Origin of the sequence: Pseudomonas citrullilanati (assembly GCF_030580855.1) — a bacterium.
Lineage (GTDB): Bacteria > Pseudomonadota > Gammaproteobacteria > Pseudomonadales > Pseudomonadaceae > Aquipseudomonas > Aquipseudomonas citrulli.
This window is the reverse complement of record NZ_JAUQOP010000015.1, coordinates 92,087-115,460: the sequence shown is the minus strand read 5'-3', so window position 1 is coordinate 115,460 and position 23,374 is coordinate 92,087. Positions and strand designations below refer to the sequence as shown.

20 protein-coding genes are annotated in these 23,374 nt (G+C 62.7%); 6 read left to right on the top strand and 14 right to left on the bottom strand.

What is annotated here, in order from left to right; translation table 11 throughout:
* Window positions 1-209 precede the first annotated feature (209 nt).
* Complete coding sequence (locus Q6A48_RS12765) at window positions 210-2,624, bottom strand: glucose/quinate/shikimate family membrane-bound PQQ-dependent dehydrogenase (protein ID WP_304554464.1); 2,415 nt, start codon at window positions 2,622-2,624, stop codon at window positions 210-212.
* Between the two features lie 352 nt (window positions 2,625-2,976).
* Between Q6A48_RS12765 and Q6A48_RS12760 the strand changes: the two genes are divergently transcribed.
* Together Q6A48_RS12760 and Q6A48_RS12755 are read left to right on the top strand one after the other, a co-directional pair.
* Window positions 2,977-3,207, top strand: a complete 231-nt coding sequence (locus Q6A48_RS12760) for a VF530 family protein (RefSeq protein WP_304554463.1) — start codon at window positions 2,977-2,979, stop codon at window positions 3,205-3,207.
* Window positions 3,208-3,210: 3 nt separating this feature from the next.
* Window positions 3,211-3,870 carry a Pr6Pr family membrane protein gene (locus tag Q6A48_RS12755; protein WP_304554462.1) on the top strand — a complete coding sequence of 220 codons (660 nt, stop codon included), beginning with the start codon at window positions 3,211-3,213 and terminating at the stop codon, window positions 3,868-3,870.
* Between the two features lie 788 nt (window positions 3,871-4,658).
* On the opposite strand, the gene Q6A48_RS12750 is transcribed toward Q6A48_RS12755, so the two are convergent.
* The 3 genes from Q6A48_RS12750 to Q6A48_RS12740 are packed head-to-tail and all read right to left on the bottom strand — an operon-like array spanning window position 4,659 to window position 6,005.
* Window positions 4,659-4,868 carry a DUF1289 domain-containing protein gene (locus tag Q6A48_RS12750; RefSeq protein ID WP_304554461.1) on the bottom strand — a complete coding sequence of 70 codons (210 nt, stop codon included), beginning with the start codon at window positions 4,866-4,868 and terminating at the stop codon, window positions 4,659-4,661.
* Window positions 4,865-5,389, bottom strand: a complete 525-nt coding sequence (locus Q6A48_RS12745; protein WP_304554460.1) for a gamma carbonic anhydrase family protein — start codon at window positions 5,387-5,389, stop codon at window positions 4,865-4,867. Before Q6A48_RS12745 ends, Q6A48_RS12750 begins: the two co-directional genes overlap by 4 nt.
* A gap of 16 nt (window positions 5,390-5,405) precedes the next feature.
* The gene (locus tag Q6A48_RS12740) at window positions 5,406-6,005 is read right to left on the bottom strand and encodes a CoA pyrophosphatase (protein WP_304554459.1); all 600 of its coding nucleotides are present in this window, start codon (window positions 6,003-6,005) and stop codon (window positions 5,406-5,408) included.
* Between the two features lie 145 nt (window positions 6,006-6,150).
* Here Q6A48_RS12740 and Q6A48_RS12735 point away from each other — a divergent pair, with 145 nt between their 5' ends.
* From Q6A48_RS12735 to Q6A48_RS12725, 3 genes are all read left to right on the top strand, one after another.
* Entirely contained in the window at window positions 6,151-6,702 is a 552-nt protein-coding gene (locus Q6A48_RS12735) for an NUDIX hydrolase (RefSeq protein ID WP_304554458.1), read from the top strand.
* Between the two features lie 22 nt (window positions 6,703-6,724).
* The gene (locus Q6A48_RS12730; RefSeq protein WP_304554457.1) at window positions 6,725-7,231 is read left to right on the top strand and encodes a L,D-transpeptidase family protein; all 507 of its coding nucleotides are present in this window, start codon (window positions 6,725-6,727) and stop codon (window positions 7,229-7,231) included.
* A gap of 390 nt (window positions 7,232-7,621) precedes the next feature.
* Window positions 7,622-8,704, top strand: a complete 1,083-nt coding sequence (locus Q6A48_RS12725) for a scabin-related ADP-ribosyltransferase (RefSeq protein WP_304554456.1) — start codon at window positions 7,622-7,624, stop codon at window positions 8,702-8,704.
* 90 nt (window positions 8,705-8,794) lie between these two features.
* Here Q6A48_RS12725 and Q6A48_RS12720 read toward each other — a convergent pair whose 3' ends face one another.
* Entirely contained in the window at window positions 8,795-9,106 is a 312-nt protein-coding gene (locus Q6A48_RS12720; RefSeq protein WP_304554455.1) for a YqfO family protein, read from the bottom strand.
* Window positions 9,107-9,110: 4 nt separating this feature from the next.
* Entirely contained in the window at window positions 9,111-13,007 is a 3,897-nt protein-coding gene (purL, locus tag Q6A48_RS12715) for a phosphoribosylformylglycinamidine synthase (protein ID WP_304554454.1), read from the bottom strand.
* A 288-nt stretch (window positions 13,008-13,295) separates the two neighbouring features.
* On the opposite strand from purL, the gene mltF reads away from it, so the two are divergent.
* Window positions 13,296-14,756, top strand: coding sequence for a membrane-bound lytic murein transglycosylase MltF (mltF, locus tag Q6A48_RS12710; RefSeq protein ID WP_304554453.1), 1,461 nt, complete (start codon window positions 13,296-13,298; stop codon window positions 14,754-14,756).
* 138 nt (window positions 14,757-14,894) lie between these two features.
* Here the strand turns inward: mltF and pdxJ are convergent, their stop codons facing one another.
* The 8 genes from pdxJ to lptF form a co-directional block, all read right to left on the bottom strand.
* Window positions 14,895-15,638, bottom strand: a complete 744-nt coding sequence (gene pdxJ, locus Q6A48_RS12705; RefSeq protein ID WP_304554452.1) for a pyridoxine 5'-phosphate synthase — start codon at window positions 15,636-15,638, stop codon at window positions 14,895-14,897.
* A gap of 49 nt (window positions 15,639-15,687) precedes the next feature.
* Window positions 15,688-16,377, bottom strand: coding sequence for a DNA repair protein RecO (gene recO / locus Q6A48_RS12700; protein WP_304554451.1), 690 nt, complete (start codon window positions 16,375-16,377; stop codon window positions 15,688-15,690).
* A gap of 170 nt (window positions 16,378-16,547) precedes the next feature.
* Window positions 16,548-17,450 carry a GTPase Era gene (era, locus tag Q6A48_RS12695; protein WP_304554450.1) on the bottom strand — a complete coding sequence of 301 codons (903 nt, stop codon included), beginning with the start codon at window positions 17,448-17,450 and terminating at the stop codon, window positions 16,548-16,550.
* On the bottom strand, window positions 17,443-18,132 hold the full coding sequence (gene rnc / locus Q6A48_RS12690) for a ribonuclease III (protein WP_304554449.1): 690 nt from the start codon (window positions 18,130-18,132) through the stop codon (window positions 17,443-17,445). Before rnc ends, era begins: the two co-directional genes overlap by 8 nt.
* A 184-nt stretch (window positions 18,133-18,316) precedes the next feature.
* Window positions 18,317-19,171 (bottom strand): signal peptidase I, encoded by an 855-nt coding sequence (gene lepB, locus Q6A48_RS12685; RefSeq protein WP_304554448.1) that lies wholly within the window; start codon window positions 19,169-19,171, stop codon window positions 18,317-18,319.
* 5 nt (window positions 19,172-19,176) lie between these two features.
* Complete coding sequence (lepA, locus tag Q6A48_RS12680; RefSeq protein ID WP_304554447.1) at window positions 19,177-20,976, bottom strand: translation elongation factor 4; 1,800 nt, start codon at window positions 20,974-20,976, stop codon at window positions 19,177-19,179.
* 202 nt (window positions 20,977-21,178) lie between these two features.
* Window positions 21,179-22,240, bottom strand: coding sequence for an LPS export ABC transporter permease LptG (gene lptG, locus Q6A48_RS12675; RefSeq protein WP_304554446.1), 1,062 nt, complete (start codon window positions 22,238-22,240; stop codon window positions 21,179-21,181).
* Window positions 22,233-23,354: an LPS export ABC transporter permease LptF gene (gene lptF / locus Q6A48_RS12670; protein WP_304554445.1), complete on the bottom strand. Its 1,122-nt coding sequence runs from the start codon at window positions 23,352-23,354 to the stop codon at window positions 22,233-22,235. Before lptF ends, lptG begins: the two co-directional genes overlap by 8 nt.
* Window positions 23,355-23,374: the final 20 nt, after the last annotated feature.

Genomic DNA, 23,374 nt, shown 5'->3' with positions numbered 1-23,374 from the left:
TATTCGTAGCCCGCAGGTGCATGTTCCTTCCTCGCCGACAACCGAATTCCAGCGAACATCAGTATGGAAGAGCAAGGAACGGACTACCTATATCGCAGCCCAGCGGGGATAAATCCCCTCGCCACAAAAGCTGGTTGACCACAAAAGTCCGATACAAAAAAAGGCGACACCCGCAAGGGTGTCGCCTTTTTCACTTACGCCGTCCTGGATCAGTCCGGCAGTTTGTAGGCAATCACATAGTCACCCTGCTTGGTGCCCAGCGAGCCATGGCCGCCGGCGACGACCAGTACGTATTGCTTGCCGTCCTTGCCGGTGTAGGTCATCGGCGTGGTCTGGGCGCCAGCTGGCAGGCGGCCTTCCCACAGTTGCTTGCCGTTCTTCACGTCATAGGCGCGCAGGTACTGGTCGAGGGTACCGCTCAGGAACGCCAGGCCGCTGGCGGTGGTGAACGTGCCGCCCAGGCTCGGGACACCCATGCTCAGCGGGATCGGTACCGGCGAGCTGTCACGCACGGTGCCGTTCTTGTGCTTCCACAGGGTCTTGTGGTTGGTCAGGTCCACGGCCGCCACGTAGCCCCAGGCAGGCGCCTGGCAAGGCAGGCCCATGGGCGAGAGCAGCGCTTCGAGGATCACACCGTAGGGCGCGCCCTTGTTCGGTTGCACGCCCTCGGTTTCGCTCTTGCGACCCGGGCCGCCGGCCACTTCCGCCGCCGGCACCAGCTTGGACTTGAACGCCATGTAGCTCGGGTTGACGAAGGCGATCTGGCGCACCGGATCCACCGAAATACCGCCCCAGTCGAATACCCCGAAGTTGCCCGGGTAGACGATCGAACCCTGCAGCGACGGCGGGGTGAACATGCCGTCATAGCGCAGCGACTTGAAGTCGATCCGGCACAACATCTGGTCGAATGGGGTCACGCCCCACATGTCCTTTTCCTTGAGCACGGGCGGCACGAAGTTCAGGTCGGACATCGGCTGGGTCGGCGAAGTGTGGTCGCCTTCCACCGCGCCCTGGGGCACCGGGATCTCCTTGATCGGGATGATCGGCTGGCCGGTGCTGCGATCGAGCACATAGATACTGCCCTGCTTGGTCGAAGCCAGCACGGCCGGCTTGACCCCGTCGGCGGTCTTCATGTCCATCAGGGTCGGTTGACCGCCAACGTCCATGTCCCACAGGTCGTGGTGGGTGAACTGGAAGTACCAGCGCACCTCGCCGGTGGCGATGTCCAGCGCCGTCAGGCCCGCGGAATATTTTTCCGATTCCGGTGTGCGATGGCCACCGAACTGGTCAGGGGTCTGGTTGCCCATCGGCAGGTAGAGCATGCCGAGTTTTTCATCGACGCTGAACATGGACCACATGTTCGGCGAGTTGCGGGTGTAGGTCTGGCCTTCGGCAATCGGCGTGGTGTCGTCCGGGTTGCCGCTGTCCCAGTTCCATACCAGCTTGCCGGTGTGCACGTCGTAGGCGCGAATCACACCGCTCGGTTCGTCGGTGGAAACGTTATCGGTGACGTGGCCGCCGATCACCACCAGGTTCTGGGTGACCGCCGGTGGCGAGGTGGAGTAGTAGCCGCCCGCCGTGAAGCCGCCGATGTTGGCGCTCAGGTCGACCTGGCCCTTGTCGCCGAAGTCTTCGCACATCTTGCCGGTGTCGGCGTTGAGGGCGATCAGGCGGGTGTCGGCGGTCGGCAGGAAGATCCGGCGCGGGCACACGGTGCTGGCCGGCGTGGTGCTGGCGGTGCCGGTGGGACTCTGCTCGGCCGAGGCGTACACCGCGTCATCGTGGTAGCTCACGCCACGACAGGTCATGTGGGCCCAGCCCTTGAAGTTCTCGGCTTTTTGCGTGGAGAGCTTCGGATCGAAACGCCAGATTTCCTTGCCGGTTTCCGGTTCGAGGGCGATCACCTGGCTGTGGGGCGTGCACACGTAGAGCATGCCGTTGACTTTCAGCGGGGTATTTTCGGCGGTGGTCTCGCCCGGGTCGTTCGGCCCTGGCAGGTCGCCGGTGCGATAGGTCCAGGCCTCCTTCAGCTTGCCGACGTTCCCGGGGGTGATCTGCGCCAGCGGCGAATAGCGGTCGCCGTGGGCGCTGCGCCCATAGGAGTTCCAGTCGCCCTCCGGCATGGCCGGCGCGGTGTTGCTCATGCCCGGTACGGCGTCACGGTCCAGTTGGCCCTTGATTTCACCGGGGTTGGTGAACTGGCTGGCGATGGCCGCGACGCCAGCGATGACCACGGCGGCGCCCAAGGCGCGAGTCCCGGTGGCCGAGGCATCGGCGGTCAACAACGGACGACGGAACCACGGCAGCAACATGACGATGCCCAGAGCGAACAGCATGGCCAGGCGCGGCACCAGTTGCCACCAGTCCAGGCCAACTTCCCACAACGCCCACACGGTGCTGGCGAACAGCACCAGCGCGTACAGGCCCAGGGCCGCACGCCGGGCCATGATCAGCAGCACGCCGGTCAGCGCCAGGCCAATGCCCGCCAGCAGGTAATACCAAGAGCCGCCAAGCGTGCCCAGCTTGATCCCCCCGGCCAACAGGGCCAGGCCCATCAATAGAAGCAGAATGCCGAGCAGGCTCGGTAGCAGACGGCTTCGACTCAAAGCACCCTCAGTGCTCATAGTGTGATTCTCCGTGACGTTTTAAGAAGGCCCGCGCCAGTTGTCACTTTAGATGACGATCTGGCGGGGGCATGGTTCAGTTGGAAAGGCAAATTCGGTTGGCGCTCTCGCAGCCCCGCCGAACAGACAGCGCTGTCTTTGGAAGGCGGAGGCGGCGCGAGAAACGTTTCAGCAGATGGGCGCAAGGATAATGATCCGTTCTCGTTTGAGAAAGGGCTTTAATTGACATGGATCATTTCGGTTTTAGTAACAGTGTGCCAGCCGCCGGGTCGTCCCGACGCCAGCGGGCTTCCACCCCGAGGGCTGCTCGGCTAAGGTGCGCGGCTTTACCTCTCTTTGCGCAGGGCCTCCGATGACCGAACCCAATAACAATCCGCTGCACGGCGTGACGCTGGAGCAGATCCTCAATGCCCTGGTGCAGCACTACGAATGGTCGGGCCTGGCCGAGCGCATCGACATCCGCTGCTTCAAGAGCGACCCGAGCATCAAGTCGAGCCTGACGTTCCTGCGCAAGACGCCGTGGGCACGGGAGAAAGTCGAGCGCCTGTACATCAAGCTCATGCGCACCAAGCGGCCGCAGTGAGCCATGGGCTTCAATAGCGGTCGGCGCCTCACGCTGCGCCAGCGCTTCGTGTCGGTGGTGGCACTGCTGGCTTGGGTGGGCCTTGGCATCCAGCTGTACCTGATCCTGCTCGGTCGCTGGGAGCTGGGCGCCAGCCTGTTGGGCGGGTTGGTCAACTGCTTCAGTTTCTTCACCGTATTGACCAACACCCTGGTGGCGGTGGTGCTGGCCTGGGAGCTGACCCCTCGCCCGTCCCCGGTTCGCCGCTGGTTCCTGGGCCCCGGCGTCAGCAGCGGCATCGCCGTGAGCATCGCCCTGGTCAGCCTGGCCTACAACCTGCTGCTGCGCCACCTGTGGCAACCGGAAGGCTGGCAGTTCGTGGCCGATGAATTGCTGCACGACGTGGTGCCGGTGCTGTACCTCGTCTATTGGTGGCGGTGGGTGCCCAAGGGCAGCTTGCGCCCGGGCCATATCGGGCTCTGGGTGCTCTACCCCCTGGTCTATTTCGCCTATGTGCTGTTCCGGGGCCATGTACTGGCGGCCTACCCCTACCCCTTCATCGATGTGGCGAAGCTGGGTTATCCACAGGTGTTCATCAATGCCGGGGGGATATTGGCGGGGTTCGTCGCGATTGCGTCAGGAGTGGTGGGAGTGGATCGGTGGTTGGGGCGGCACCCGCGCTGACGGCGGCAATATTTTTTGGAATATTCTGTCTTTCCGAATAAATAATGACAGTGCAATAACAGCTGCAATTCTAACTAAAAAATATCCGCCGAGAACTACCCTGCCGCCAAGAGCAAGCTGCGACCTTAGACCCAAAAAGCCACCATGAAATTGCTGTATATATGGAACCTCCCTTATTGCAGCAACTGATAAAAAAATTCAAACCTATTAGAAATCAGCCTATCGAACTGTTATTCCCTACAGTAGATCAAACTTATTTCCGTCCTTATCCTATTAATCATCGCGAACTGACTTGACGCGAGAGGCTGTCCAAAATCATCGGAAACATGAGGTGAGACATGTCATACCCAAAGGATTATAGGGGTTACAAAATATTCGAGGGCCCGACCGGCGGTCGATGGTCTAATGGAGTCTTAGTTGATCAGAAAATTGCGTACAGTTTTGAGGACTCGGATGGAATAAAGAGCACTCTAACTTATGAAACCGAAGAAAGGGCGCGAAAGGATATCGATTATATGCTAGATGGACCCCCTGAACAGAAGGGCTACTAATTTACAACTTTAAGATCTAAACATTGTACGCAGCGACCAACACAATGGTTCGCTGCGTGCAGTTTTACCCTTCCTATAGAACCAACTTATCTGCGTCAATGAGACTTGGTTTTTGGCGCGGTTACCGGATTGGGCAAGAAGTTGAGATTAAGGGAGCGGTTTTGGTATCTGAGTGAGACAATTTTGCTCCACTGTGGTCCTTCGAACTATAAGTCCTTTTGTATCACAGTGCTGATATCAACGCCTCGCCGGCAACATCCACACCAACCCACTGGCCTTGGCCCGTTCATGACACAACGCCAGGACACCCCGGCGCTCGTCATTGTCCATCCGGCTCCAACGGGTGATTTCCGCCACGGTGCGCTGGCAACCGGTGCAGATGTCGTCATCGTCCAGCGCGCAGATGTTCACGCAGGGCGAAGGCACCGGCCGTTCAGGGACGCTCATGGTTCCTGCTCGGCCAGGTCGCGGGCGTAGCGCTGGGAGTTGTGCACATAGTGGGCCGCGCTGGCCACGAGCATGTTCTTCTGCGCCTCGGTCAACTCGCGCACCACCTTGCCGGGCGAGCCCATCACCAGCGAGCCGTCGGGAATCTCCTTGCCCTCGCCGATCAGTGAGTTGGCGCCGATGATGCAGTGCTTGCCGATCCTGGCGCCGTTGAGGATGACCGCATTGATGCCGATGAGGCTGTAGTCGCCCACGGTGCAGCCATGGAGCATGGCGTTGTGGCCGATGGTGACACCGGTGCCGATGGTCAGCGGGTAGCCCATGTCGGTGTGCATCACCGTGCCGTCCTGCACGTTGCTGTTCTTGCCGATCAGGATCAGTTCGTTGTCGCCGCGCAGCACGGCGTTGAACCAGACACTGGCGCCCTCTTCCAGGCGGACCTTGCCCACCAGCGTGGCGTTGGGTGCGACCCAACTCTGCGGGTGGGTTTCGACACGGGCATCGCCCAGGCGGTATTTCATGGGAATCCTCGGGGCGTCAGGTGTTGATGAAGCTCTGGGGTGGGGTGTGCAGGTCGATGCCGGCGTCGTACAGCAGGTTGACCAGCTCGACGATCATGATCGCCGTCAGGCCCCAGATCTTGTACTCGCCGAAACGGTAGCTCGGCACGTACCAGCTACGGCCCTGGTAATCGATGCGATGGGTGTGTTCGCGGGGATCCTTGCGGAAAAACTCCAGGGGCACGCTGAACACCGCGGCGATCTCGGCATCGTTGGCCCGGTACTCGACGAAATCGGGGATCACCCCGACGTACGGCGTGACCTTGATCCCATGCAGCGAGATCAGCGGGCTCAAGGGGCCGATCACTTCCACCAGGCCAGGCGGCAGGCCGATTTCTTCCTCGGCTTCGCGCAGGGCGGTGAAGACCAGGTCGGGGTCCTCCGGGTCGCGACGTCCCCCCGGGAACGCCACTTCGCCGCCGTGGGTCGAGAGCCCGCTGGCACGCAAGGTCAATACCAGCTCCGGCTCGTCACCACGCGTGATCGGCACCAGCACGGCGGCTTCGGGAAAACGACGGTCGGCCTGCAGGTCACGCGGGGTATGGTTGCTTACTCGATGCAGTAGCTCGTCCAGCATGAGACTTCTCGATTCATTCGCTGCCTTGCATCATGCACCAATCGTTCAAGCGGCCCAACCCCCGTGCCGCGTCGTGTCGCGAAACGACAACTTGCCGACCCTGGCCGTGCACGCCAAGATAGGCGCAGCATTCAGGAATCCAAGCATGAAATTCTGCAGCCAGTGCGGTAACCCGGTCACCCAGCGCATACCCGAAGGCGACTCACGCCTGCGTTTCGTTTGCGACACCTGCCACACCATCCATTACCAGAACCCCAACATCGTCGCCGGTTGCGTGCCGACCTGGGGCAGCAAGGTGTTGTTGTGCCGGCGCGCCATCGAACCCCGGCGCGGCTACTGGACGCTGCCGGCAGGCTTCATGGAGAACGGCGAGACGGTCGAGCAGGCCGCCGTGCGCGAAACCGCCGAGGAAGCCTGCGCCCGGGTGCGCAACCTGAGCATCTATACGCTGATAGACGTACCGCATATCAGCCAGGTGCATGTATTCTTCCGCGCGGAGCTGGTCGACGAGGATTTCGCCGCCGGTCCTGAAAGCCTGGAAGTGCAATTGTTCGAAGAAGCCGACATTCCCTGGGATGAGCTGGCGTTCCGCACCGTGGGGCGCACCCTGGAATATTTCTACGCGGACCGTCGCGCCGAGGCCTATCGGGTGCGCTGCGAATCGATTCCGCCGCTGGCTCAACCTGCCAAAACCTGAACCCCAAAGGAATACCCTTTCAATGCGCTGGTTGCTTGTGCTGTTCTGCTTGTCGTTCACCGCTGTGTCCCAGGCCTCCGCTCTGGGCACCTACGACGGCAAGCCCATCGAGAAAGTGCTGGTGCTCAAGTCCGCCCATCAATTGCAGTTGATCAACGACGGCAAGCCGCTCAAGACCTACCGTATTTCCCTGGGCAAGGGCGCCAAGAAAGGCCCCAAGCTGATCGAGGGCGACAAACGCACCCCCGAGGGTTTCTACTGGATCGACTGGCGCAAGACCAGCGACCGCTTCTACCTGTCGATGCACATCTCCTACCCCAACATCAGCGACGCCGCCCGCGCCCGCCGCGAAGGCGTGGAACCGGGGAGCATGATCATGATCCATGGCACCCCGGACACCGAGGAAAACCCCGAGGAACTGTTCCACACCCTGGACTGGACCGACGGCTGCATCGCCATGCGCAACGTCGACATGCGCGAAGTCTGGAACCTGGTGCCGGATGGCACGATGATCGAGATCCGGCCGTAACCCCTGGACGCGGCATGGGGCGCCGGCACACCTGGCGTCCCGAACGGCCAGGTTCGACGAGTGCCGTATCTCCGTGAAAACCCTTGATTAAAAACTGTCGGGCAAACCTTCGCTACTGTCAGAAACAACAGGTATGGGTTTTTTCCGACCCATTGCACCCCCGCTGCTTCACCTGACCCTTCTCGGGCCGCCCCCCTCACAGCAGCTTGTTACAATATCGACCCATCACCCCCGCCTCCGTCATCTATTCTCAGTTCCACGCGGAACCGAGGCGCACCCGAGCGGTGCCTTCGCACTGCGCAATCTGCCTTAACACTGTCAATTCGAAGAATAGGTCGTAATGAAGTATGTGATTCGATTGGCGTCCTCGTCACAGGTGAGGTGTCCATCATGAGTAGACATAACGGTTTCATTCGGGCGGCGGCGGTCGCCTTGGTCCTGGCAGGCGCCTGGCAAGCGGCGCCCCATGCGTGGGCGGCGACCCCGGGCGCCGCCTCGAAGGAAGAACCTTGGTACGAAGCCTGGCGCCAGGTCGCGGCCGATTCGAGTGTGGACATCCGCGCCACCAATCCCTCGCTGCGCTGGCGAACCGACATGGATACGCTCTATCGGGGCGACACCACCAACCAGGGGCTGGAAGCCTTCCAGGAGGGACTGTTGCCCAAATCCGTCGCCTTTCCCGAAGATACCTGGATGTACGACTGGTTCGGTCATGGGGCTGGCGCCCAACGATCCGTCTATAGCAGCACGACCCGTAGCCAGCGTATCGCCCAGAGCTTCGCCAACGAATGGGTGTTCGAGTTCAAGGCGCCCCATGGCGTCGACCAGGCGCAATCGGGCGGGCCCATTCCTGTAGAGGAAGAAATCAGCTACCCCGGTGGGGTCAAGGGTGTCTTCATCAAGCAGGCCTGCAAGAAAACCGACCCGCACGACTGCGTCGCGAACCCGAACTACCGCGAACCCACCGGCCATGAAACGATGCAAGAGGTGGCCGCGACCCCCATCGATTGGACCAGGCTCGTGCCTGTCGAAGGATTGGCCTGGACCACGAGCAAGCAATCGCTGTGGGCGGTGAGCTCTGCGAAGATCAATGCGGTGCAAGGTGCGGATGCAATGGCCCAGGGACTGCGGGGCAAGAACGCCTTGCCGCCGGATCTGCGCCTTTCAACCACGCCTGAATCGCCCTTTGCACGATCGCTCATCATGGCGTTCCGCGACTATAGCGACGCCAAGATCTGGGCCGTCACGGAAGCCGAAAACGGCGGCTGGGTGTATGAAGTCAGGCCCAACAGCGTGGCGGTGGATCTGTCCGGGCGCTACACCGGCAACCGCGAGGGCGCGTTCGCGTTCATCGGCGGTATCAAGGGTGGTCTGTTGATGAACGCCCGGCGTTTTGAAAAAGGCGTGGGTGAACCGGTGGAATGCATTGGCATCGAGCGGGAAGCCTGCCGACTGGAATATCGGCATCAATAGGGCCGACAGGCCGGTGCCGGGGCTGACGGACCGCCCATAAAAAAACCCGCTGAATCAATCAGCGGGTTTCCCATACCAGCGGGTGACGGATCAGAAATCCTCCAACCGCCACACTTCATACGCCGGTGTCTCGTACGGATGGCTCTGCTTCAGCGCGGCCACCACCGGACGAACCCGCTCATCGGCCACGACCAGCTCCACCTTCCATTCCTCGACCTGCTCGACCTGGCCCGCTTCGCCAATGAACGGCTGGCTGCCCTCCAACGGTCGAAACTGGCCCAGGCCCGGCACTTGCCAGGCGCAGCGGTCATAGTCGCCGATCCGGCCGCCACCGGCGGCGAATACGGCGTCCTTGACCTCGTCCAGGTGGCTGGCCGGGACGAAGAAGCAGAGCTTGTACACCGACTCAGTTCACCCAGACGCGAGCGTTGCGGAACATGCGCATCCAGGGCGCGTCTTCGTTCCAGTCGTCCGAACGCCACGAGTTCTGCACCGCGCGGAACACACGCTCCGGGTGCGGCATCATGATCGTGACGCGGCCGTCGCGGCTGGTCAGGCCGGTGATCCCGCGCGGCGAGCCGTTCGGGTTGGCCGGGTAGGTCTCGGTGACCTTGCCATGGTTGTCGACGAAACGCAGCGACACACAACCGGACAGGTCGGCTTCGAGCAGCGCTTCTTCGCTTTCAAATTCCGCGTGGCCTTCGCCGTGGGCGATGGCGATCGGCATGCGCGAACCGGCCATGCCCTGCAGGAAGATCGAGTTCGACTCCTGCACCTGGACCATCGCCACGCGGGCTTCGAACTGCTCGGAACGGTTACGCACGAAGTGCGGCCAGAACTCGCTGCCCGGGATCAGCTCGTGCAGGTTGGACATCATCTGGCAACCGTTGCACACGCCGAGGGTGAAGCTGTCGTTGCGCTCGAAGAAGCCCTGGAACGCGTCACGGGCGCGGCTGTTGAACAGCGCGGACTTGGCCCAACCTTCACCGGCCCCCAGCACGTCACCGTAGGAGAAGCCGCCGCAAGCCACCATGCCCTTGAAGTCGTTCAGGTCGACACGCCCGGCGAGGATGTCGCTCATGTGCACGTCGATCGCGTTGAAGCCGGCGCGGTCGAAGGCCGCCGCCATTTCCACCTGGCCGTTGACGCCCTGCTCGCGCAGGACCGCCACTTGCGGGCGAATGCCTTTCTTGATGTAAGGCGCGGCCACGTCCTGGTTGACGTCGTAGCTGAGCTTGGCGCTCAGGCCCGGGTTGTCTTCTTCCAGCAGGGCGTCGAACTCCTGCTCGGCGCACTCGGCGTTGTCCCGCAGGCGCTGGATCTGGTAGCTGGTTTCAGCCCACTGGCGCTGCAACAGGCGGCGCTGGCCTTCGAAGACGGTGTCGCCGTTGAAGGTGATGTCGATGTGCGCGTTGTTGATCGGCTGGCCGATCACCGAGACGCACTCGGCCAGGCCGGCGGCGCTGAACTGGGCGAGGATGTCCGGAGTGGCGTCCTGGCGGACCTGGATCACCGCGCCGAGCTCTTCGTTGAACAGGATGGCCGGGATTTCATCGGCGGACTCGGCCACGCTGTCGAGGGTCAGGTTCAGGCCACAGTGGCCGGCGAAGGCCATTTCCATCACGGTGGTCAGCAGGCCACCGTCGGAGCGGTCGTGGTAGGCCAGCAGGTGACCGTCGGCATTGAGGCCCTGGATCACGGCGAAGAACGCCTTCAGGTCCTCGGCATCGTCCACGTCCGGCGCTTGCTTGCCGAGCTTGCCGTGCACCTGGGCCAGGATCGAGGCGCCCATGCGGTTCTGGCCACGGCCCAGGTCGATCAGGATCAGGTCGGTGGTGCCCTTGTCCATGCGCAGTTGCGGGGTCAGGGTCTGGCGAACATCGGTCACCGGGGCGAAACCGGTCACGATCAGCGATAGCGGCGAGGTCACGCTCTTGTCCACGCCTTCGTCGTTCCAGCGCGTGGCCATGGACATGGAGTCCTTGCCCACCGGAATGGTGATGCCCAGCTCCGGGCACAGCTCCATGCCAACGGCCTTGACGGTGTCGTACAGGCGGGCGTCTTCACCCGGATGGCCGGCGGCGGACATCCAGTTGGCCGACAGCTTGATGTCGGAGATCTTGCCGATGCGCGCGGCCGCGAGGTTGGTCAGGGCCTCGCCGATGGCCATGCGGCCCGATGCCGGGGCGTCCAGCAGCGCCAGCGGCGTGCGCTCGCCCATGGCCATGGCTTCACCGGTGTAGACGTCGAAGCTGGTGGCGGTTACGGCGACGTCGGCCACCGGCACTTGCCATGGGCCGACCATCTGGTCACGGGCCACGAGGCCGGTGATGGTACGGTCGCCGATGGTGATCAGGAAGCTCTTGCTCGCCACGGCCGGGTGGTGCAGGACCCGCTCGATGGCGTCGGCGAGGTCGAGGGTGGACGGGTCGAAATCATCCCCCAGCTCGGTTTCGCGAACGGCCGAACGGTGCATGCGCGGGGCCTTACCCAGCAGCACTTCCAGCGGCATGTCCACCGGGCTGTTGCCGAAGTGGCTGTCGGTGACGGTCAGTTGCGGCTCGGCGGTGGCTTCGCCGACCACCGCGAACGGGCAGCGCTCGCGCTCGCAGATGGCCTGGAACCGCTCGAAGTCGGCCGGGCCGACCGCCAGGACATAACGCTCCTGGGATTCGTTGCTCCAGATTTCATGCGGGGCCATGCCCGGCTCGTCGTTTGGAATGTTGCGCAATTCGAAGCGGCCACCGCGGCCACCGTCGTTCACCAGTTCCGGGAAGGCGTTGGACAGGCCGCCCGCGCCGACGTCGTGGATGAAGCTGATGGGGTTCTTGTCACCCAACTGCCAGCACCGGTCGATGACTTCCTGGCAACGGCGTTCCATTTCCGGGTTTTCCCGCTGGACCGAGGCGAAGTCCAGGTCCGCCGAGCTGGTGCCGGTGGCCATCGAGGACGCGGCGCCGCCGCCCAGGCCGATGAGCATGGCCGGGCCACCGAGGACGATCAGCTTGGAGCCGACCACGATCTCGCCCTTCTGCACGTGTTCGGCGCGGATGTTGCCCATGCCGCCGGCGAGCATGATCGGCTTGTGGTAGCCGCGCACTTCTTCACCGCGCGGGGTGGCGATGGACTGTTCGAAGGTACGGAAGTAACCGGTCAGTGCCGGACGGCCGAATTCGTTGTTGAACGCCGCGCCACCCAGTGGGCCTTCGATCATGATGTCGAGGGCGTTGACGATGCGCTCAGGCTTGCCATAGGGCTTTTCCCATGGCTGTTCGAAGCCTGGGATCTGCAGGTTCGACACGGTGAAACCGGTCAGGCCCGCCTTGGGCTTGGCACCGCGACCGGTCGCGCCCTCGTCGCGGATCTCACCGCCGGAACCGGTGGAAGCGCCCGGAAACGGGGCGATCGCGGTCGGGTGGTTGTGGGTCTCGACCTTCATCAGGATGTGCACCGGCTCCTGGACCGCACCGTACTGGCGGGTCTCGGGGTCCGGGAAGAAACGACCGGCGACGCTGCCGACGATGACCGAGGCGTTGTCCTTATAAGCAGAAAGAACGCCTTCGCTGTGCATCTGGTAGGTGTTCTTGATCATGCCGAACAGGCTTTTTTCCTGGCTCTGGCCGTCAATGTCCCAACTGGCGTTGAAGATCTTGTGGCGGCAGTGCTCGGAGTTGGCCTGGGCGAACATCATCAGTTCGATGTCGTGGGGGTTGCGCTTGAGGCCCTGGAAGGCGTTGACCAGGTAGTCGATCTCGTCCTCGGCCAGGGCCAGGCCCAGTTCGGCGTTGGCTTTTTCCAGCGCGGCGCGACCGCCGCCCAGCACGTCGATGGCGGTCAGCGGCTTGGGTTCGGCGTGGCTGAACAAGCCCGCGGCGTCTTCCAGGTTGCCCAGCACGATCTGGGTCATGCGGTCATGCAGGCCTTCGGCGATCAGTTGGGCCTCGGCCTCGCTGAATTCACCGGTGACATAGAAGGCAATGCCGCGCTCCAGGCGCTGGACTTTCGCCAGGCCGCAGTTGCGGGCGATGTCGCTGGCCTTGCTCGACCACGGCGAAATGGTGCCGAAACGCGGCAGGACCAGGAACAGGCGACCGGTCGGCTCCTGGACAGGAACACTAGGACCGTACTTCAGAAGGCGCGCGAGCACCTGCTGTTCGTCGCCGGTCAAACCGCCGGTGACTTCGGCGAAGTGAGCGAATTCAGCGTACAAGCCGCTGACAGCCGGTACTTTCTGGCTCAGTTGCTCAAGAAGTTTGCTGTGGCGAAAGGCAGAAAGGGCAGGAGCGCCGCGCAGGATCAACATCTTCGGGACAGCCTCGGGAAGGGGGTGTGCTTTGAGGCCGTGCATTCTAGCCTAAACCGCCGCCGACGGCACCCGAAACGGTACTGCGGATGCGGCCCGAATGTCGGTCTTTGCGCAAAAAACCGGCTTGGACGCCCGTTCCAATGTCTGCCCGCAGATTTTTTTCAACGGTGCAAAACCCGCCGCGCGCCAGCCGGCCTGAGTTGCGGACATGTTTTGCAATCGCTAGCAGACTGGCCATTTGCTGTCGAGATATGGCGGTAAGGGCCGTTTGCGTATACTGCGCAGATGTTTTCCCCAACGGCTTTGCGTCCGCGATATGCCAAGTGGCTGATCGCAACCGGACTCTTCCTGGTGCTCAGTGGTTGTGTTGAGAAACCCAACACACTGGAGCGCGTGAAGGAGGATGGCGTGCTGCGGGTGATTACCCGGAACAGCCCCGCCACCTACTTCGAGGATCGCAACGGTGAAACCGGCTTCGAATACGAGCTGGTGAAGCGCTTCGCCGACGATTTGGGGGTGGAGCTGAAGATCGAGACCGCCGACAACCTCGACGACCTGTTCAGCCAGGTCGGCAAGCCCAACGGCCCGGTACTGGCCGCTGCCGGCCTGGTCAGCAGCGAGCCGCGCAAGAAGCAGGTGCGGTTTTCCCATTCCTACCTCGAAGTCACGCCCCAGGTCATCTACCGCAACGGCCAGTCGCGCCCCACCGACGCGGCGGCGTTGGCGGGCAAGAAGATCATGGTGCTCAAGGGCAGCACCCACGCCGAACAACTGGCGCAGCTGAAACAGCAGTATCCCGGTATCGAGTACGAAGAGTCCGACGCGGTGGAGGTGGTCGACCTGCTGCGCATGGTCGACGAGGGCCAGATCGACCTGACCCTGGTGGACTCCAACGAAGTGGCGATGAACCAGGTGTACTTCCCCAACGTGCGCGTGGCCTTCGACCTGGGTGACGCCCGCAGCCAGAGCTGGGCGGTGGCCCCGGGCGAAGACAATAGCCTGCTCAACGAGATCAACAGCTACCTCGACAAGGTGCAGAAGAACGGCACCCTGCAACGCCTCAAGGACCGTTACTACGGGCACGTCGATGTCCTCGGCTACATGGGCGCCACCACCTTCGCCCAGCACCTGCAGCAACGACTGCCCAAGTACGAGCAACACTTCAAGACCTACGCCAAGCAGGAAAAGGTCGACTGGCGCCTGCTGGCCGCGATCGGCTACCAGGAGTCGCTCTGGCAACCGGCGGTCACCTCCAAGACCGGCGTGCGCGGCCTGATGATGCTGACCCAGAACACCGCCCAGGCCATGGGCGTGTCCAACCGCCTGGACCCCAAGCAGAGCATCATGGGCGGCGCCAAGTACCTGGCCTACATGAAGGACCAACTGGACGAGAGCATCGAGGAGCCGGACCGCACCTGGTTCGCCCTCGCCGCCTACAACGTCGGCAGCGGTCACCTGGACGACGCCCGCAAGCTGGCGGCCAAGGAAGGGCTGAATCCGAACAAGTGGCTGGACGTGAAGAAGATCCTGCCGCGCCTGTCGCAGAAACAGTGGTACAGCAAGACCCGCTACGGCTACGCCCGGGGCGGCGAGCCGGTGCATTTCGTGGCGAACATCCGTCGCTACTACGACATCCTGACCTGGGTCACGCAGCCACAACTCGAAGGCAACCAGGTGGCCGAGGGCAACCTGCATGTGCCGGGTGTCGACAAGAGCAAGCCGAGTACGGAAACCCCGCAGCTCTGATGGCCATACACAACCCTTAATGTGGAAGCAGGTCTGTGGGAGCAAAGCTTGCTCGCGATAGCTGACTGACAGTCACACCATTATCGCGAGCAAGCTTTGCTCCCACAGGCTCGCTCCCACAGGAAGTTGATGGTCGGCTCAGGCCTTGGCAGCCGCCAGGATCAACGCCTTCATCTCCTCCACTGCCGACTTGAACCCGACGAACAACGCATGGGCCACCAGCGCATGGCCGATGTTCAGTTCGTTGATGCCCTTGATCGCCGCGACGGCCTCGACGTTGTGATAATGCAGGCCATGGCCGGCATTGACGATCAGGCCCTGGGCCAGGCCGAAACTGACGCCATCGGCCACCCGCCGCAATTCATCGGCCACGGCCGTGGGGGTCTCGGCATCGGCATAACGACCGGTGTGCAGTTCGATGGCTGGCGCACCCACCCGCTTGGAGGCTGCGATCTGCCGCTCGTCGGCATCGATGAACAGCGACACTTCGGCGCCGGTCTTCGCCAGCCGCTCCACCGCCGCCTTGATCCGCGCTTCCTGCCCCGCCACGTCCAGGCCGCCTTCGGTGGTCAGTTCCTGGCGGGTTTCCGGCACCAGGCAGATGTGCGCCGGGCGGATGCGTTCGGCGAACGCCATCATTTCCTCGGTCACGCCCATTTCGAAATTCATCCGGGTCTGCAGCACATCCTTGAGCAACAGCACGTCGCGCTCCTGGATGTGGCGACGGTCTTCACGCAGGTGCACGGTGATGCCGTCGGCGCCCGCCTCTTCGGCGTCCAGCGCGGCCTTGACCGGGTCCGGGTAGCGCGTCCCCCGGGCCTGGCGGAGGGTGGCGACATGGTCGATGTTCACGCCGAGAAGAATGCGTTGGCTGGTGCTCACGAAAAACGCTCCTGAATGGGCAAAGGTCGGCCCACAGCATACGGGTTGATCAGGGCTTGCGAAACAACTCGCGACTGACCAACGGCTTGCCGCCCAGGTGAACCGCCAGGGCCTGGCGCATCAGGCGCTTGGCCGCCGACAAGGCACCGGGCGCCGTCCAATCGGCCTCGGCCATGGCCAACAGCTCGGCGCCATTGAACAAGCCCGGTTGCAACAGGTAGACCTGTTCGAGGCCGGCATCCACCTGCAAGCGGTACAGGCCATCGGCCGCGATGGGCGCGCCATGCAGGTCGGTGTCCAGGGCGAAGCCATAGCCGAGGTCATCCAGCAGCCGCCATTCGAACGAGCGCAGCAGCGGTTCCAGCGGCCTGCCTTCGGCGAGGGCCAGCAGGGTGGCGGCGTAGTGGTCGAAAACGCCGGGGTGGGGGTCTTCGGCGGGCAGCAGGCGGATCAGCAGTTCATTGAGGTACAGGCCGCTGAACAGCGCCTCGCCGTTGAGCCAGGCGGCAACGCCCTGGCTTTCCATGCGCCCGACATTCTTCAGCTCGCCCCGGCCGCGAAACTCGACCTCCAGCGGCACGAACGGCCGCGCCAGCGTCCCGGCCTTGCCCCGCGCCCCACGCAACACCGCCCGCAACCGCCCTTGCGGCGTGAGGAAGTCCACCAGGGCGCTGCTTTCGCGATAGGCGCGTGAATGCAGCACGTAGGCAGGTTGGGCGATGGGTTGGGTTGGGGGCATGGAAGAGCAGTCTCAATGAGCAAGCACAGTTTAATGAACTACCCACTATCAATGTGGGAGCGGGCTTGCCCGCGAATGCGGTGCGTCAGTTAAAGCAATCGCCAACTGATACACCGCATTCGCGGGCAAGCCCGCTCCCACAAGGTTCATAGCGTGTGCCGTCTGGCGAGTTACAAGTCGCCGTAACCCAGCGACCGCAACGCCCGCTCATCATCGGACCAGCCGCCCTTCACCTTGACCCACAGGTTGAGCATGATCTTGGAGTCGAACAGCAGCTCCATGTCCTTGCGCGCCTCGGTGCCGATGCGCTTGATCCGCTCGCCCTTGTCGCCAATGATGATTTTCTTCTGGCCGTCACGTTCGACGAGGATCAAGGCGTGGATGTGCAAGGTCTTGCCCTGCTGCTTGAACTCCTCGATCTCGACCGTGATCTGGTACGGCAGCTCGGCCCCCATCTGGCGCATGATTTTCTCGCGTACCAGCTCGGCGGCGAGGAAACGGCTGCTGCGGTCGGTGATCTGGTCTTCGGGGAAGAAGTGATCGTTTTCCGGCAAGTGCTCGGCGATCACGCGCTCCAGCGCGTCGAGGTTGTGGCCGTGCTGGGCAGAGATCGGGATGATCTGGGCGTTGGGCAGCTGTTCCTGCAACCAGGTCAGGTGCGGCATCAGCTCGGCCTTGTCTTCGATGCGGTCGGTCTTGTTCAGCGCCACGATAAGCGGGCCGGTCACGTACTGGACGCGCTCGAGGACCATCTGGTCTTCTTCGGTCCACTTGGTGCGGTCGACCACGAAGATCACCACGTCGACGTCCTTCAACGCCGCCGAGGCGGTCTTGTTCATGTAGCGGTTCAGGGCCTTCTCGCCGCCCTTGTGCATGCCCGGGGTGTCGACGTAGATCGCCTGCACGGCGCCCTCGGTCTTGATGCCCAGCATGTTGTGGCGGGTGGTCTGGGGCTTGCGCGAGGTGATCGCCAGCTTCTGCCCGAGGATGTGGTTGAGCAATGTCGACTTGCCCACGTTCGGCCGGCCAACAATGGCGACATAGCCGCAGCGGGTCAGGTTTGTATCAGTCATTGCCATTCTCCACGCCCAGGGCGATCAGTGCTGCGGCGGCCGCTACCTGTTCGGCAATACGACGACTCACACCCTGGCCTCGGCTTTTTTCGTTCAGTAGGACAACTTCGCATTCGACGAAGAAGGTTCGGCAATGCGGTTCGCCCTGGATATCCACGACTTCGTAGCGCGGCAGCTCGCAACTGCGCGATTGCAAGAATTCCTGCAGGCGCGTCTTTGGGTCCTTGTTGGTGTCCACCAGCGTCAGGCTGTCGATCTCGGAGGTCAGCCAGGCCAGCACGCGCTCGCGGGCCTTTTCCATGCCCGAATCCAGGTAGATCGCGCCGATCAACGCTTCCAGGGCATCGGCCAGGATCGATTCGCGGCGAAAACCACCGCTTTTCAACTCGCCGGAGCCCAGGCGCAGATAGTCGCCCAGGTCGAAACCACGGGCCAGCACGGCCAGGGTCTCACCTTTTACCAAGCGCGCGCGCAAACGCGACAACTGGCCTTCGCGGGCCAGGGGAAAGCGCTCGAACAGCGCCTCGCCGGCGACGAAATTGAGGATTGCATCACCGAGGAATTCCAGGCGTTCGTTGTTGCGCCCGGCAAAGCTGCGGTGAGTGAGGGCCAGGAGCATCAGGTCCGGGTCCTTGAAGGTATAGCCGAGCTGGCGCTCGAGACGGCTTAGAGAAACGCTCACGGTTTACCCACGTTGAGTTCGTGGCTGGATTCCACTGCCAGGGCGGCAAGGCGCCATGGGCTTGGGACAATTAACGCTGTGTTCAAGAATAACGTCCTGACTATCATTGGCTTCAGGCTTTCGGGTCGCCTTGTGCAGGCTCCAGAAATGCATTCGGCGCTGTGTTCAACAGCGCCGTGTGGGATTACTTGATCAGGCCAACCCGCGAGAAGTTCGGCAGGTGGCTGAGCTTGGGTTCCGGCCAGCTCATCCAGACTGCGAAGGCCTTGCCGACGATATTGCGGTCGGGAACCATGCCCAGCAGGTCCTTGGGGATGTTCGGGTCATCCCAGTACCGGCTGTCGTTGGAGTTGTCGCGGTTGTCGCCCATCATGAAATAGTGCCCCGCCGGCACGGTCCACGTATGGTCCGGCGTGGCGCGGTAGCGGCTCATTTCCTTGCGGATCAGGTGCTCGACCGCGCCGAGTTTTTCCTTGTACAGCTCGGCGCTGCCCAGGGTGCCCGGCTCGGAACCGAGCAACTGCTCGGCCACCGATTCGCCGTTGACGAACAGGCGCTTGTCGGCGGTGTAGCGGATCGTGTCGCCCGGCAGGCCGACGACCCGCTTGATGTAGTTGACGTTCGGGTCGCTCGGGAAACGGAACACCATGACATCGCCGCGTTGCGGGTCACCCACCTCGATGACCTTCTTGTCGATCACCGGCAGGCGGATCCCGTAGGAAAACTTGTTCACCAGGATGAAGTCGCCCACGTCCAGGGTCGGCTTCATGGAGCCGGACGGGATCTGGAACGGCTCCACCAGGAACGAACGCAGCACCAGCACGATGAACAGCACCGGGAAGAACGACTTGCCGTACTCGACCAGCAGCGGTTCCTTGTTGAGTTTCTCGACCACCAAGCCGTCAGGCTGGCTGACGCTGCCCTGGTAGGAGGCAATGGCCGCCCGGCGCCGGGGCGCCAGGAACAACAGATCAAGCAACGCCAACAGGCCGCAGACAAACACGGCGATGACCAGCAACAGCGGGAAATTTAGCGACATAGGACCTAACTATCCAACCTGAGCACCGCAAGGAAGGCTTCCTGTGGAATTTCCACGTTACCGACCTGCTTCATGCGTTTTTTACCGGCCTTCTGCTTTTCCAGCAGCTTGCGCTTACGGCTGACGTCGCCACCGTAGCACTTGGCCAATACGTTCTTTCTGAGCGCCTTGACGGTTGTACGCGCCACAATCTGCCCGCCAATGGCGGCCTGGATTGCCACGTCGAACATCTGCCGCGGAATCAGTTCCTTCATCTTCTCGGTCAATGCGCGACCTTTGTAGTGCGCGTTGTCACGGTGCACGATCAATGCCAGGGCATCGACCTTCTCACCGTTGATCAGCACATCCAGCTTCACCAGATTAGCCGATTGGTAACGATCGAAATGATAGTCCAGCGAAGCATAGCCGCGACTGGTGGATTTCAGGCGATCGAAGAAGTCCAGCACCACTTCGTTCATCGGCAGGTCGTAGGTCACCTGGACCTGCGAGCCGAGGAACAGCATGTCGTGCTGCACGCCACGCTTTTCAATGCACAGGGTAATGACGTTACCCAGGTGCTCCTGAGGCACAAGGATATTGGCCCGCACGATCGGCTCGCGCATGTCCTCGATCGCCGACAGGTCCGGAAGCTTGGACGGGTTGTCGACGTAGATGGTTTCACCGTTCTTGAGCAACAGCTCGAAAATCACCGTCGGGGCCGTGGTGATCAGGTCCAGGTCGTACTCGCGCTCCAGGCGCTCCTGGATGATTTCCATGTGCAGCATGCCCAGGAACCCGCAACGGAAGCCGAAGCCCAGGGCGTCGGAGCTTTCCGGGGTGTATTGCAGCGACGAGTCGTTCAGGGTCAGTTTCTGGAGGGCTTCGCGGAAGTCCTCGAAGTCGTCGGAGCTGACCGGGAACAGGCCGGCATAGACCTGGGGCTGGATGCGCTTGAAGCCGGGCAGTACATCGACATCGGGGGTGGAGCTCAAGGTCAGGGTGTCGCCGACTGGCGCCCCGTGGATGTCCTTGATACCGGCGATGATGAAGCCCACTTCACCGGCCTTGAGGTCGGTGGTGGCGGTGTGTTTGGGGTTGAACACGCCGACGCTGTCCACCAGGTGGATCTTGCCGGTGGACTTGACCAGGATCTTGTCGCCCTTCTTCACACGGCCCTGGCGCACGCGAACCAGGGAAACCACGCCCAGGTAGTTGTCGAACCAGGAGTCGATGATCAACGCTTGCAGCGGATCCTCGATGTTGCCGGTCGGCGCGGGGATGGTGGCGACCAGGCGTTCGAGCACTTCGTCCACGCCCAGGCCGGTCTTGGCACTGCAGGTCACGGCGTCGGTGGCGTCGATGCCGATGACTTTCTCGATTTCTTCCTTCACCCGGTCCGGATCGGCCTGGGGCAGGTCGATCTTGTTCAGCACCGGCATGACCTCGAGGCCCTGCTCGATGGCCGTGTAGCAGTTGGCAACCGACTGCGCCTCGACGCCCTGGCCGGCATCGACCACCAGCAACGCCCCTTCACAGGCCGCCAGCGACCGGCTGACTTCATAGGTGAAGTCAACGTGGCCGGGGGTATCGATGAAGTTCAGTTGGTAGGTGATGCCGTCGCGGGCCTTGTAGTAAAGGGTGACGCTGTGGGCCTTGATGGTGATCCCGCGCTCACGCTCGAGGTCCATGGAATCCAGCACCTGGGCTTCCATTTCGCGCTCGGCCAGGCCGCCGCACATCTGGATGAAGCGATCGGCCAGCGTCGACTTGCCATGGTCAATGTGGGCGATGATGGAGAAATTGCGGATATGACTCAAATCACTCACGGATCAACACTCAAAAAGGCTGCAGGCATAGCCCGCCGAAAAATAGCCGGCAATTGTACCTGATAGACCGCGCGAGTGGGAGCAAAGCTTGCTCGCGAAACGGCCACCTCGGTTTCTGAAAGACCGCGGTGCCTGTGTCGCGAGCAAGCTTTGCTCCCACATAGCCTTGCGCCCGCAGCCCTTCGCTACGCGACGCGCGCGATCAACCCGCCCGGCGCAGCAGCCAGAGCCCGGCCAAGGCACACACGCCCGCCGGCACCAGTACCGCGAACAGCGGCGAGAAGCCGAACACCAGGCTCGACGGCCCGAGCAGGTCCTGGGCGATGCGGAAAGTGAAGCCCACCAGCACGCCGGTGAACACCCGCTGACCGAGGGTCACCGAGCGCAGCGGGCCGAAGATGAAGGAAATCGCCATCAGGACCAACGCGGCGGTCACCAGCGGCTGCAACACCTTGACCCAGAAAGCCAGCCAGTAGCGACCATTGTTCAGGCCCTGGTCGGCCAGGTAGTGGATATAGCCCCACAAACCGGTGATCGACAGGGACTCGGGCGCCATCACCACCGTGCTGAGCAGTTGCGGGCTGATGGACACATCCCAGTTTTCCTGGGCGGCGGCGACCACCTCGGTGCCCTTGTCGTGGAACAGGGTGGTGGTGACGTCGCTCAGTTGCCAATGGTCCTCGGCAAACGTGGCCCGCTTGGCGAAGCTCGACGAAAGCATGTGCCGCTGATCGTCGAAGCGGTAGCGGGTCACGCCGTAGAGAATGCCGTTGGGCTGGACCGAGTTGATATGGATGAACTCGTCGCCCTGGCGGTGCCACAGCCCATGCTTGGCGCTTTGCGCATCGCCGCCGCCCTGGGCCAGGGAACGGTTGGCCTGGGCCGTGTTTTCGGTGGCCGGGGCGACGTATTCGCCGATCAGCACGCCCACCAGCATCAGCACCAGCATCGGCTTCATCACCGCCCACACGATCCGACCAATGGACACGCCGGCGGCGCGCATGATGGTCAGCTCGCTGTTGCTGGCCAGGCTGCCCAGGCCGATCAGGCAGCCGATCAGCGCGGCCATCGGCAGCATGTCGTAGAGCCGGCGCGGCGCGGTCAGCAGCACGTAGCTCGCCACGTCCGCCAGGGTATAGGTGTCGCTGACGTCGCTCATTTCGTCGATGAAGGCGAACAGGGTCGCCAGGCCAAGGATGATCCCCAGTACCGCGAGGATCGCCATGAACACGCTGCTGCCGATGTAGCGGTCGAGCTTAACCACGGGCCACCTCCGGCGCGCTGCGACGACTGGCCAGCTTCAGGCGCAGGGGCTCCCAGTAGAGCAGCCCCAGGCCGATGGCCAGGAAGATCCCGTGCACCCACCACAGGCCCAGCGTGGGCGGGATCTTGCCTTTTTCCAGGGCACTGCGGGCGGAAATCAGGATAGTCAGGTAGGCCATGTACAGGAGAATCGCCGGCAGCAACTTGAGGAAACGGCCCTGGCGTGGGTTGACCCGCGCCAGCGGGACCGCCATGAGGGTCACGATGAACACCAGCAGCGGCAGCGACAGGCGCCATTGCAGCTCGGTGCGGGCACGCAGGTCATTGCTGCCCAGCAGGCTGGCGGTGGGCATGGCGTCGCGGTCGGTGACTTCCTCGCTGACTTCCGGCTTGGGCAGCAATACGCCATAGGTGTCGTACTTGACGGCCCGGTAATCGGCCTGCCCCGGCTTGCCGTCGTAGCGGTAGCCGTTTTCCAGGATCAGGTAGCGGTTGCCCTCGGGACTGATCTGCTGCTTGCCCTTCTCGGCCACCAGCACGGAAATGCCACGGTCCTTGCCACCGTCGGAAGACAGGTTCTTCTGCGTGATGAAGACACCGCCCAGGTTGATCCGGTCGTCCGACAGCTGTTCGGTGTAGGTGACCCGCGTGCCGTCGCGCAGCGCCTGGAAGCGCCCCGGCACCAACGTGTCGAATTCGGTCATTGCGTCCTGCTGGTTGATCAGCAGCTGGAACTGGTTGGCGCCCTGGGGCGACAGGCTCAGGCTCAGCCACGCCACCAGCAGCGCAACCAGTGCGGCCGGGAAAAGGGTAATGCGCAACAGGCGTTGCTGGCTCATGCCGGTGGCCGACAGCACGGTCATCTCGCTGTCCAGGTACAAGCGGCCATAGGCCAGCAGGATACCGAGGAACAACCCCAGCGGCAGGATCAATTGCAGGAAGCCCGGCAGGCGGAAGCCCATGATCAGGAACAGGGAGCCCGGATCCAGGGCACCGGAAGCCGCCTGGGCCAGGTATTTGATGAAGCGCCCGCTCATGATGATGACCAGCAGCACGGCACTGACCGCGCTCAGGGTCAGCAGGACTTCGCGGGATAGATAACGGAAGACGATCAAACCAGACACTCCAGGGTTGT